This window comes from Leptospira sp. GIMC2001, assembly GCF_028462125.1.
GTDB lineage: Bacteria > Spirochaetota > Leptospiria > Leptospirales > Leptospiraceae.
This window is the reverse complement of record NZ_CP115468.1, coordinates 3,331,474-3,344,021: the sequence shown is the minus strand read 5'-3', so window position 1 is coordinate 3,344,021 and position 12,548 is coordinate 3,331,474. Positions and strand designations below refer to the sequence as shown.

Annotated in this window: 10 protein-coding genes; 4 read left to right on the top strand and 6 right to left on the bottom strand. The window is 35.7% G+C overall.

Translation table 11 applies throughout. The features are described 5' to 3' along the window. The first annotated feature begins 7 nt into the window (after positions 1–7). Together O4O04_RS16840 and O4O04_RS16835 are read left to right on the top strand one after the other, a co-directional pair. Positions 8–1,297: a voltage-gated chloride channel family protein gene (locus O4O04_RS16840; protein WP_272532939.1), complete on the top strand. Its 1,290-nt coding sequence runs from the start codon at positions 8–10 to the stop codon at positions 1,295–1,297. After that, positions 1,294–2,514, top strand: a complete 1,221-nt coding sequence (locus O4O04_RS16835; protein ID WP_272532938.1) for a BaiN/RdsA family NAD(P)/FAD-dependent oxidoreductase — start codon at positions 1,294–1,296, stop codon at positions 2,512–2,514. The genes O4O04_RS16840 and O4O04_RS16835 overlap by 4 nt, the downstream gene beginning before the upstream one ends. 16 nt (positions 2,515–2,530) lie before the next feature. On the opposite strand, the gene O4O04_RS16830 is transcribed toward O4O04_RS16835, so the two are convergent. The 4 genes from O4O04_RS16830 to O4O04_RS16815 all read right to left on the bottom strand — a co-directional run bounded on the left by O4O04_RS16830 (position 2,531) and on the right by O4O04_RS16815 (position 7,004). Next, positions 2,531–2,857, bottom strand: coding sequence for an LIC_10421 family protein (locus O4O04_RS16830; RefSeq protein WP_272532937.1), 327 nt, complete (start codon positions 2,855–2,857; stop codon positions 2,531–2,533). Positions 2,858–2,991: 134 nt separating this feature from the next. Then, a complete protein-coding gene (locus O4O04_RS16825; RefSeq protein WP_272532936.1) occupies positions 2,992–3,723 on the bottom strand; it encodes an MIP/aquaporin family protein in 732 nt (243 codons plus the stop codon). Between the two features lie 93 nt (positions 3,724–3,816). Next, positions 3,817–6,648: a TonB-dependent receptor plug domain-containing protein gene (locus O4O04_RS16820; protein WP_272532935.1), complete on the bottom strand. Its 2,832-nt coding sequence runs from the start codon at positions 6,646–6,648 to the stop codon at positions 3,817–3,819. Positions 6,649–6,650: 2 nt separating this feature from the next. Continuing rightward, positions 6,651–7,004 carry a hypothetical protein gene (locus O4O04_RS16815; protein ID WP_272532934.1) on the bottom strand — a complete coding sequence of 118 codons (354 nt, stop codon included), beginning with the start codon at positions 7,002–7,004 and terminating at the stop codon, positions 6,651–6,653. Between the two features lie 295 nt (positions 7,005–7,299). On the opposite strand from O4O04_RS16815, the gene O4O04_RS16810 reads away from it, so the two are divergent. After that, the gene (locus O4O04_RS16810; RefSeq protein WP_272532933.1) at positions 7,300–8,031 is read left to right on the top strand and encodes a LytR/AlgR family response regulator transcription factor; all 732 of its coding nucleotides are present in this window, start codon (positions 7,300–7,302) and stop codon (positions 8,029–8,031) included. A gap of 3 nt (positions 8,032–8,034) precedes the next feature. Then, positions 8,035–9,927: a sensor histidine kinase gene (locus O4O04_RS16805; protein ID WP_272532932.1), complete on the top strand. Its 1,893-nt coding sequence runs from the start codon at positions 8,035–8,037 to the stop codon at positions 9,925–9,927. 23 nt (positions 9,928–9,950) lie between these two features. Here the strand turns inward: O4O04_RS16805 and O4O04_RS16800 are convergent, their stop codons facing one another. Together O4O04_RS16800 and O4O04_RS16795 are read right to left on the bottom strand one after the other, a co-directional pair. Next, entirely contained in the window at positions 9,951–11,708 is a 1,758-nt protein-coding gene (locus O4O04_RS16800) for a DUF2079 domain-containing protein (RefSeq protein ID WP_272532931.1), read from the bottom strand. Further along, complete coding sequence (locus O4O04_RS16795; RefSeq protein ID WP_272536131.1) at positions 11,705–12,472, bottom strand: aldolase/citrate lyase family protein; 768 nt, start codon at positions 12,470–12,472, stop codon at positions 11,705–11,707. Before O4O04_RS16795 ends, O4O04_RS16800 begins: the two co-directional genes overlap by 4 nt. Positions 12,473–12,548 lie beyond the last annotated feature (76 nt).

Sequence of the window (12,548 nt, the reverse complement as noted above, 5' to 3'; positions counted from 1 at the left end):
ATTTTATATGAAAATTATCAAAAATAAAAATAATAAATATTTCTTGGCTCAATATAAACTCCTCGCTGGTTTCTTTCGATGGAGCTTAATTGCTATCGTCGTTGGAATCTTTGCGGGATCTGCTTCTGCAATATTTTTGGTATCCTTAGATTGGGTCACTGTTTATCGAGAAACTAATCCGCAAATAATTTGGGGTTTGCCAATCTGCGGTTTAATCATTGGTTTTATTTATTACTATCTGGGATCATCTATCGTTCGTGGAAATAATTTGTTGATAGATGAGATCCATGATTCCAAGAAAATCATTCCATTAAGGATGGCGCCACTTGTTTTTTTCGGAACGATAGCCACTCATCTTTTTGGTGGTTCTGCTGGACGTGAAGGTACTGCGGTGCAAATGGGTGCATCACTTGCGGATCAACTCACGCATATTATTCGTTTCAAAAAAACGGAAAGGTCGATTCTGATTGTGATGGGAATTGCAGCTGGATTTTCATCAGTATTTGGAACACCATTGGCGGGAGCTGTATTCGGTATGGAAGTTTTTTTACTTGGTCGAATGCGCTATGATGCAATATACCCCAGTTTTCTTGTAGCAATTATCGCAGATTGGGTTACAACCAGTTGGGGAGTTGGACATCGAATGTATCAAGTAGATTCTATTCCCGGAATTAGTCCAGAATATTTATGTTATGCAATTGCTGCAGGAATTGTGTTTGGGTTCCAAGCTAGGTTCTTCTCAGTGAGTTCACATTGGATGAGTGGACAGTTTTCCAGGTTTATAAAATATCCTCCGTTTCGACCATTTATTGGTGGGTTGGCTTTTGCAGCCTTCGTTTGGCTGACAGATAGTTATCAATATATGGGTCTTGGAATAGATGTGATTGCCGATAGCTTCGAGAATATTCAACCAATTTATTCTTTTATTATCAAATCTATCTACACATCCTTTACATTGGGTGCAGGCTTTAAGGGTGGGGAGGTTACTCCATTATTTTTTATAGGATCTACTTTAGGTAACACAATGTCCAATTTTATGCCGCTTCCAATGGGCTTACTTGCTTGTATGGGTTTTGTTGCTGTCTTTGCTGGTGCCGCCAATACACCGTTAGCCTGCACACTTATGGCAATGGAGATTTTTGGAACAGAAATTGGAATCTATGCAGGTATAGCCTGTGTTGTTTCTTATATAAGTTCTGGTCACACAGGTATCTATTCATCACAAATAATTTATTATCCCAAGCACGGGAAGTCACTTAGATCAATTGGAAAGAGAATCTCAGAGTTAAAAAAATGAAGAATCGTGTTGCTGTATTAGGTGGCGGAGCGGCTGGTTTTTTTTCATCAATAAAGATTGCCGAGAATCCGAATTTTGAAGTAAGCTTGCTAGAAAAGTCAAGAAATTTCTTGAGTAAAGTTCGAATATCTGGCGGTGGACGATGTAACGTAACTCATAATTTGATGGATCCGATTGAATTCAGCAAGAGATATCCGAGAGGATCGAAAGAATTGCAATGGGCATTGCAAGAATTTGGTGCCCTAGAAACAATAGAATGGTTTAAATCACATGGAGTTAAATTAAAAGCCGAATCTGATGGACGAATGTTTCCGGTCACAGATTCTTCCGAAACAATAATCAATTGTTTGTATTCTCAAGCTGAGAAACACAAGGTTCAAATTCTCGGTGATCAAGAAATTATTTCGATTCATAAGAATTCCGAAACTGATATGATTGACCTCACTTGGAAGGATGGTGAAACCAAATCGTATAAATATCTTGTTATCGCTACAGGATCTTCGAAGCGAGTATGGACTTGGCTTGAGGCTATGGGTCATAGAATTATCGATCCTGTTCCTTCCATTTTTACTTTCAAATTTACAGATCACCGCATCCAAGATCTGAGCGGACTTGCTTTTCCGCAGGCAGAAGTTAGTCTTCCTAAATACAAAATATCTGCAATCGGACCTGTATTAATTACTCACGGGGGACTGAGTGGGCCTGCGATTCTAAGACTTTCAGCTTGGGCTGCACGGGAATTATTTGCTTGCGACTATAATGCAGAATTGAAAATCAATTTTTTGCCAGGATGCAATCTGCAAGAAACCAAAAAAATACTAGAGGAACATAAAATAAAATTGAATAGCAAAGGATTGCAGAATTCTCCCTTTGAGATTCCGAAAAGATATTGGAATTCAATTTTGGAATATTGCCAAATTTCCAGCACGAAAATCTGGAATCAAATCTCTTCTAAAGAATTAATGTCTATCGCCGAACAATTGCAAAGTGCTACTTTTCAGATCGTTGGAAAGGGTGAATTCAAAGAAGAATTTGTAACAGCTGGAGGTGTTCATCGCAAGGATGTAAACTTTTCAACAATGGAAAGTCGAATCGTGCCTGGAATTTTCTTCGCCGGAGAAGTTTTGGATGTCGATGGAATCACAGGAGGTTTCAACTTTCAAAATGCATGGACGACCGCTCATATAGCCGCAAAAACAATCAAAAGTAGAATATAAAACTATTTGAATATTATCAAAAATCTTTGTATCTTTTTGCCTCTGATTCTAAACGTTCAGCCTTGCGAATGAGCTCTTTTCTTTCCGCATTTTTATAAGCGACTTTGCCTGCACGAGGACTATTTGCACGTTCCCGAAGCTTTTGAGCTAAGGCTAACTTTTCTTCGGCAATTTTATTCATGTAAGCTGCAACTGCCGATTTTTGTTCAGGCGTTATTGCCGATTCAATCAGGGCTTCTTCCATAAGTCTGAGTTTTGTACTCTGATCGAGCGCAAATAAAAAAGAAAAAGATGATAGGGATTGTATAATCAATAATGATATAAGAATTTTTGTGATTTTCATGATAAACCTCCGAGAATCGTTCTGTATGAATTTTGCGTTTCATTAGAAATGATACGGTCAATCAGAACTTACTCGCTACTTTAATTTTACATTCTTCTGATATGCTTTGCAAGGAAAAAACTACAAAAATTTGGCTAGAGTTTAAGCGAGAGAATCAATATTCCTGCAGAGATCGCACCAAGAATTGGTGCAAGTATTGGAATCCAAGAATATGTCCATCTTGATGATCCTTTGCCCGGAATAGGTAGAAAACTATGAGCAATTCTTGGACCTAAGTCTCTGGCTGGGTTGATCGCATATCCAGTTGTTCCACCTAATGAAAGACCAATCGCCCAGACCAGAAGACCAACTAGAAATGTTCCAAAATGAGGATTGAGATCTGGAATTGACGCATTATAAATTCCGTATATACCAATGATCAAAATAAAAGTTCCAATAAACTCACTGATTAGATTGGAGAAACTATGATTGATTGCAGGCTCAGTTGAAAATATCGCAAGAATTGCTCCGGGGTCATTTTTTTCTTTCCAATGCGGTAAATATTGAAGATAGACTAAATTTGCTCCAACGAAGGCTCCAGCAATTTGACTTGGGATATAAGTAATGAGTTTTGAATAGTCACTGGAAAAAATCGCATAACCTATGCTAACTGCTGGATTCAAATGGGCATCATTGCTTCCGAAAAGCTTCGCTGAGAAAACTCCAAAAATTACACCGAAGGCCCATCCTGCAGTGATCACAATCCAGCCACCGTTCTTGGATTTCGATTTTTCTAAAAGGCAACCAGCTACAACACCGTTACCTAATAAAATAAGAACAAGAGTTCCTACGAATTCGCCTAGCTCAGCACTCAAAAATGGATTCATGATACCTCGACATAAACTTAAATTCCAATCTCTGTCAGTGGAACCTGAAAAATCAAAATGTCAAGAATGATTGTCCATTAATATTGGATTTGTCTAAAAATTCTTACCAAGAGTGATCCAAATATTTCTTCGTTCTAGCGGATGTTGAGTTGGATAATAGCCACCTGCAGCATTTCTAATTCCGGGATCAAAGAACAAATCATTGGTCGCATTGTTTACAAGAACATTGAAATAGAGTCCTTCGAATATGAAATTTTCCCAACGAAAATTCGCCTTCATCATCGTATAGCTTCCAACAGCATTATTAGGGTTAGTGGATATATTTCTTCGCACATCAACATAACTTCCACTCAAGAAGAAGGAGACATTTTTATTGATATGGTAAGTAAATCCCACATTCCATTTATGTGGAGCAATATGTGGAACTGGTCCTTTTGTCGGACTAGTTTTATCTCCAGTCAATTCTTCATAAATTGCCAAGTAGATATCATCACCGTAATTATCTCCTTCGCGACCTCGAGTACTTGGAGAAGTTTGTAGGCTGGATGGAAGATTTATATACTCTCCACGGGTATAGGTATAATTAGCAAAAACATCTAACCAATCTGTGATCTTTGTATTATTAGAAAATTCTAAACCTCTAATCTTAACTTCACCTAAATTTTGATTCTGGTTCCAAGAGCCTGCAGTAGGTTCTACACCATTGATAGCCAAGTCGTCTCTTGTTCTTACTTCAATGATAAGATTTTCAATTTTGTTCTCAAAAGCATGAATGGATCCAGATAATTTTTTGAAAAGAATATAACTCATTCCTAATTCTTTAGTCACCAATGTTTCTGGAATTAAATCAGGGTTTGTTTTTCTTTGCAAAGTCTGCGAGAAAAGCTCAAAAACTGTAGGTTCTCTAAACCCCGTGCTGTACAAAGCCTTAAAAGATAATTCTTTTATTGGTTGATAAACAATACTTGCTCTTGGGTTGGTTGCTCCACCATAAGTTGATGTTTCGTCATGACGTATACCACCTAACAAAGTGACTTTTTCCCAGATTCGGATGCTCTGTTGAATATATCCAGCAAAGTTGTTGATGTTCACTCTCTCGTAGGTTCCATAGCCTTTTGCAACAACAAAATGCCTTGCAACGATACCAACAACTGTAGACATATATTCATTGGGATTATAGAAAAGTTTCTCTTCTAGCTGATAAGCATAATCAGGTCTTGCGTAATTCTCTGCAATTGTGAAATCCCCAGTTCTATACTGTGGGTTGGTCGATGTATCATTTGGATAGGATTCTTTGCTTGATGACATAATCGATGTATGACGAACTGTAGCTTCAGAATCAAGGCTCAACTTATCGGTAAGAGGTAGATCATAGCCCATTGTGACTGCATTGTTTTGGAAATCCCAATTGGAACCAATAAATCCTTCTGGGCTTGCATTTCCATTTAGAATTCCAAGTAACCTAGCAGTATTTCTCTCATCAAATTTGCCTGTTTCAAGGCCTCGCTGTTTGAAATCAATTTGTTGGTTACCATTCGCAAATGTTCCTTCACCTTGATGATATTTCCAATTGATAGTTTGGAATCGGAAATTTTTCATCTTGAACTTGGCGGTAACATTGTATGTTTCTTCTTTCGAATTATTGTAGTTTGGTGACCAATAGTATCCTAAACCATTCCCATCAGAAATACATTGACCACCGCAGAGTTTGTTCTCGACAGGATCATCACCATCAAGTCTTCCTATTCCTCCAAAATTTGGACCTTGCGTTTTGTAATAGTATCCACCTATGCTGTATTGAATCCCGCCAGATTCAGACACACCTCGAGCTGAGAAATTGGCAGAAGCACCTGGATTTTTGAAATTGCTTTCATAACTTCCGTAGGTAAATTCAGCATGATTGCCAGGTGACGTGCTCCCATCTTTCGTGATAATGTTGATGATACCGTTGAAAGCGTTCGCTCCGTAAAGGGCAGATGCCGGTCCAGATACAACTTCGATTCGTTCAACATTCATCAACGGGAATCGAATTGAACCTGCAAGAAAACCATTTTCATTGATATTGTTATCTTGGATACCATCGATATAGATATTGGTTCTGTTATTATTTCCAACTAATCCCCGTTGGTGTATTAACTCTGGAAAAATTCCGTAATTGTGTTGGAAGTCAAATCCAGGTAAATGATGCAAAGCATCCGATAACGTTCTGTAGCCGCGCTCACGAATTTGTTTTGCCGTTACAACATAAACGGCAGCCGGAGCTTCAATGATTTTTACTTTAGTTTTTGTGGCGGAAACAACTTCTATTTCCTCCAAAAGTTTAAAAACTTGACTCGCTTCCTTGGAGATATCTTCTTTTGCAACAGGATATTCTTCTTTATTATTGATCTTAGTTCCAAATACATGTTCGTTGATCTCTTCTCTTCTTTCCTGTTTTTTAGGATTGAGTTTTAGTTTAATATTTAATCTTTTTACAAATTTTTCTATTATTTCTTCATCAGATTGTTTTACGTCAGCATCGTTTATAGCTAGACCTTCAATTTTCAATACCTCATCAGATATACTCAATGCATCAATTAAAGTTTCTGTCTCAGGATTATAAATCTGTGCGAATATTTCAAGGTTTCCGAATCTACTTCTATTATAATATCCTGTTATATAAAATTGGGCTGTCTGCCTTTTTGTATATTCAAGATTATTTTTGACCTGGTTGTAGGGAATTTCTTTGACGGAAAAATTATCCTTTTCAAGCGAATCTGTCACTCGTTTAGTCAATGTAGTCGTAATACTCGGTTCCTGATTCTGAATTCCTTTGAATTCACCAAGAATAATCAAATTTGAATTCGATTGTGCCTGGATTTTCGCGAGAAAATTAGGTAGAATGCATAAACAAATGAAAAAGGAAATAAATAATTTCTGAATCATGACTATTTACCAGGTGTAAATAGAAATTCTTTTGAACAAAACTCGCCCTGATAGAAAATCTTCTCACTCGTCTTTACAGTTGCGCTTTTCCAATCCTTCGGGTCTTGACTTACTTCTTTTAGTTTCTCTCGTGCTAATAGATCAGCTCCTTCACAAGATGATCTCTGCATGATCATGGAATTTCGTCTTTCTAAAGTAGTTTCAGCAGCCTTTGCAGTGGAAATGATCTTATATTGCTCAGGATTTGATGATATTTTCTGAATATTCGCACCCAACGGAATCTGAGATTTCTCAGAAGTGGAATTGCAATTAGCTAATGCCGTTAGGGTTATAGAAACTAGGATTAGAATTTTCATTTAATTGAACTCTTCTTTTTCGAATTTAGAAAAGTATGATGCTGTATTCACTGAGGCTAGTCAATAAAAATTTCTAAAATTCAAAGTTTTGCTATATTTTAAATTCCGATAAAATTTTCTATAATACAACCGATCGATAAAGAAAGGCGGGTAGTCAGATACTTTCACCATATCTGTGAGAGCTATCTGTCAAGGAGTGAACGCTATTGTATATTCTCATCAGTTTTGCGTATACGCTTGCAAATTTGCGTATAAATGGATTTTATAATAAATAGAACAATTTAAGAAATACTTTATGATTGAAAAGACAGCTTATTCCGTATTGATCGTTGAGGACGAATATCCTGCAAGAGAACTTCTGGTTAAATACGTTTTGGATTGTCCCGAACTTGTTCTCGCAGGAGTTGCAGAAGATGGACAGATCGCTGAGAGCTTACTTTCCCACAAAGAATATGATTTAATTTTTATGGATATAAACATCCCAGTCCAATCTGGCTTGGATTTACTAAAAAAATTCCACAACAAGAATAGTTTTTTTATATTTGCAACTGCTTATAGTGAATTCGCAGTGAGTGCATTTGAATATGAAGCTTTGGATTATTTGCTCAAGCCATTTGATTTTTCTAGATTTAGGAAATCGGTCGAAAAGGCTATAAGATTCTGGGGAGACATTCGCAATAGCCAAGATATTCAATCCCAATCTTTGACTTTCACAAGTAATTCTGCAAAATGTTTTCTCCCTTATGATGAGATAGTTTATTTATCTTCGCATAACAAAAACACCGTGATCCATGCTAAAGAAAAAGATTATGAAGTGTCAAAATTATTAAAAGATATTGAAGGAAAACTTTCTGATGAACATTTCTATCGTATCCACAAAGGTTACATGGTGAATAAAAAATATATCTCGTCCATACGCTATGATAAAGGTGGATCATATTTGTTGGAATTAAGAGACGGAGAAGACACTGTACTTCCGGTTGGTCGTGCCTATGCATCTAATTTAAAAGGACGACTTGGTCTATAAATAATGGGTTCATTTTTAGAAAATTTCAAAAGAAAAATCCATCTGATTTTTGAATCGAGTTGGGTCTCGTTATCACTGTTACTATGTATCGGAATAGTCTTCGTATTCTCATCGTTTGAATATTTTTCAGAAAGATCAAATACTAGAAAAAATATTTATAAAATTTATAATAAATTTGAGTTTATCAAAGGTGATATTGGAAAAGATGAGTTCGGTAAGCTTAAGTTTTCCGAATTGAAAACAAGAACTTGGAATAATATGGATCTTTTGATTTCCAATTCTGAATTGCAAAAGGTTGCAGATGAGTCATTTCTATGGATGCGCTTTGATGTGAGTGAAGTGGATAATTGGGATCATACTTCTTCATTATTGCAATATGGTGGAGTTGCTTATCAGATTTTTAATGATTCTGGCGATTTGTTAGGGCAAATGGGAGATTTAGATGTCGAGAATCCTGTATTCAATCAGAAAGAATTTTTTATTTCTTGGGTCAAATTAAACGGTAAATCTGAGAAATATTTATATTTGAGAATTTTGCATCAGAAAGGCTATTTGTATCTAATCACTCCACAAAATTTTTCTATGGGAAGTGTGGATGATATTACAACTCAGTTCCTTAGAGATCAGATACCCTTAATTGCTCTGAGTTCTTTCTTTCTCTTTATTGGATTGGCTGTAATCGTTATATCTCTCATTAATTGGAAGAAAAACTATAAATTGAGTTTAGAATTCGGATCCTTTGCTTTTTTATTTGGTTTAATCGGTTTTCTATCCAATCCAGTCATGAATTTTTTGGTAAAGGATTTAAGTTATTTTTTTACGCTACTAATAATGGCCAATAGTCTATTTCTGATTCCGATGCTTATCGGCTTACGAAGATTATTTGGTTCAAAGCAATGGGGAATATTGAATATTCTAATTTCAATTCATTTAGTTGTATCGATTGTTACGATCACAGCCGCTCTATGTCTAAATATATCCCCTTTAGCTATAACTTATTTTATACACTATCGATTTCTGTATCTTATTTTGGTTTTGTTTACATTTCTGTCTGCGATTTATGTTAGCTTTAGGGCATGGAAAAATGGACATCCAGATGGACTGGGTAATTTTGTAGGACTTGCATTGACTTTTATCTGTATACCAATTGAGGTTTTATTGGAGTTGGGCAATGATCCAAGTTCTTTTTCATTTGTACAATGGGGTGTATTAATCGGTGTTATAGCGCAGGGTTTCAACTTAGAACGAAATATATTTGAAAAAAGAAAAATGTTACAGAAAGCAGAAAACGATCTAAAGGAATCCAAATTTCGTAATCTTCAATCGAAGATGAATCCACATTTTCTATTCAATTCTCTAAATACAATCCATGCTCTCTACCAAGTAAAGCCTGAGCTAATAAGCGATGCCATTTTAAAGCTTGCAAATAACTACAGATTTTTCTTAGATCAGAGCAATCGAGACCTAATTCCATTTGCAGAAGAGTGGGGATTTCTTGATGACTATTTGCATTTGCAGAAATTGCGTTTTTATGATACTCTAACAATCAATCAGCGACTTGATTGCAGTTTTGAAGATGTCCGACTTCCTCCGCTAATTCTTCAACCAATCATTGAAAATTCATTCAAGCATGGATTTCGAACTCAGAGCAAAACAGATCATATTTTGAACATACATGCGCTAAGGGATTCCGAGAAATCAATACGAATCAACATTTCAGATAATGGTAAGGGAATGAAAATTGATGAGAGCATCAATTTGGAAGAACAAATTTTCAGTAGAAGTCTCGGGGAAGTTCGGCAACGTATAAAATGGAAACTGCCAGGTTCGGAACTTTTTGTTCAATCCGAACCAGGTCGTGGTTTTATGGTAACAATGATTTTGGTCATCCCATAGAATTATTGTATCAACGATTAGCTTTATTTCTTCTTCAGTAAACGCAGACTACCCTTTTCTGCAAAAACATTATATGATTGTTCGGTGATCCAACTTTTCTCCCAGTCACGAATGGTGTTTAGTGAAATATAAGGTGAGAATCCCATATCTGTATCGATTAAGATATATTCTGGACTATCCGAACCAAATGCAGAAAAATCCTCTTTGATTGGAATGAGTTTATTCTTAAGCGATACAAAACTCCCGAGATCAAATTCTGTTGCAACTATTGAATAATTTGGAATTAATTTAACGATTTCTTTTGTATTGTATAATTTTTCATCCAAAGCAGATGTTGATTTATAATGATTGGATGCAGTGAAGGGGAAATTTATATCCAGAGAATTTCTATAAAATATTATCCCCAATCCCAAGAAAATAATGGGAACCATATAATGGCCAAGATATTTCCGAATTCTGTTCCAACCTTCAATGGTTCCTATAATCAAAACGGGTAAGATCGGATAGATATAATAATTGTACAATTCGTTATGCCATTCCCTAGAGGATATAAAATGCAAGCAGCTGATCATAAATATGTAGATAAAATGTTTAGGGGATAACCAAAATAGAAAAGCAAATCCCATCGAGATTTCTAGAAGAATATTTTTTTTTGCAAAAATGGAAGTTAGGAAATCAATTGGATGAAAGATAACTGTTGTAACAATTTGTACAGGTGTGGTTCCCCAGTTAGACCATATACTAAGCCAATTTTCGTCGCTATTGACTTCCATTAGATTCCTTAGAAGGGGAGTAAAAATGAAAAATGTCAAAATACAGAAAAGACTTATGCAGAAATCTTTTATAGGTAATATCCATTCTTTCTTTTCAGTTGTACTAATATTTATAGAACCTAACTGAATTGTGTTCTTTGGACTTCCTAAAATAATCTTGAAGCTTGTAATTGATTCAATTGCATAGAACAATCCTAAGTAGATGGCAATATCTTCTTTTATGCTGATCGCAGAAAATAAGCATAAAATTTCTCCGAAGATATTGGATTGATTGCGAAAATAGATAATCCCGAGAAAGAAAATTACATAGAGGATCTCAAAGTGATAAGATAAAGACAATCTGTACAAATAGATATTAGATGCAAAAATCAATATCCAGAAATAATATTCCCAAGATTTCCAATTGTATTTTTTTATATTCAAATAGATTAGAACAATAATTACTAAAGTATAAAAACATTGGGACCAAGCGAGAATAAGCCGATCATTCGTTAGCCAAAAAAACGGAACATAGAAAACAAGTCCCGGAGCGAAATGATGTGCGAGATAGGAAGATTGAAAGTCGCCGTGAAAGCGGGATGTAAAATTACCATCTCTTGCGATGTTGTTGATAATTTCTCCCATAGAAACAAAGTCTAGTTCACCTAAGAAAAATATGGATTGCAGTCCGAATGTTACGAGAACGAAATGAACGATAAAAGTTAAAGAAAGAATGATTCCGATAAATACATAAAATAAATAAATTTTCTTCGAATTGAAGCCTTCCTCAGAAGACGTTTCATAATTGGATTTTATTTTATGAGTTATTGAGTCAGATGAGTTGCTATTATTTGTTATAGCAAGCCGATTTGAATACAGATAATAAAATAGGATAGTTCCAATTAATATTGCAATGTAAGCAAAAATTCTATGAAATATTCTTGGATCAGAATGTGGATACAAAAACAAATTGAAAAAATAGAGAATAACAAAAGCAAAAAAGATGCTTCGAATGAAGTTTGGCTTCATCTAATAAAATAAAGTACTTTCCGTTCTCCGATTCTTTCGCGATTGGTTTCAATTCTATTTTTGTAATGATAGGATTTTTCTGGGAACTCTTTTGCAAATAGCTCATAGATTTCAATCTCAATAGAAAGCATCGCTTCAGCAATCTCTTCTCCTGTGATTGATTTTAGTTTTGACACATCAACCATGATATGTCTTGAATTGATAAAATCAGGTTGGATTTCTTCTCGAATGAGATCAAAATTCTTTTTAGTTATCGTTCCGCCAACGCAAGTATTGAGTCCGCGCTCCTTGGCCATCCTAACAATATTTCTCGTAACTCGCGTTACTTCTGGATCATCTGGCTTTCTATCCATGGATGCAGATAAATCTGATCTAGCGGCTGTTATTTGATCTAACTCATTTATTTCTGGTCTATCCAGAATATCCAAATAGTTTTTGTATCCAGTTATTGTTTCTAGATTTATGGACTTGCGAAGCGATTGATAGTATTTTGGAGCAACGACGTTCTTAAGAGATGAGATAAAATTTCGTAATGCATATTCGGACTCGATCATTGGCGCGGAAATTCCTTCCACTCCAATTTTCTGGCATATCCGCATATCGTTTCTTGCTTCGGGACCGCCAATTTTTACATAAACAGGGAGTAGGTTGGCACAAAGTTTTTTTAGATAGAGAATTTCTTCGGAGCCCATATCCTCTGTTTCCGTTCCAGTTTTAATGGCAAGAATTGGGTAATGTTTAAGATATTCTTTCAGATTGGACATGGCACCCTCTCGTATATCCTCGGTGAAATTCATTTGGTGTACAAGCATTTTTCCCGTTTTTTTTCCCTTTCTTGAC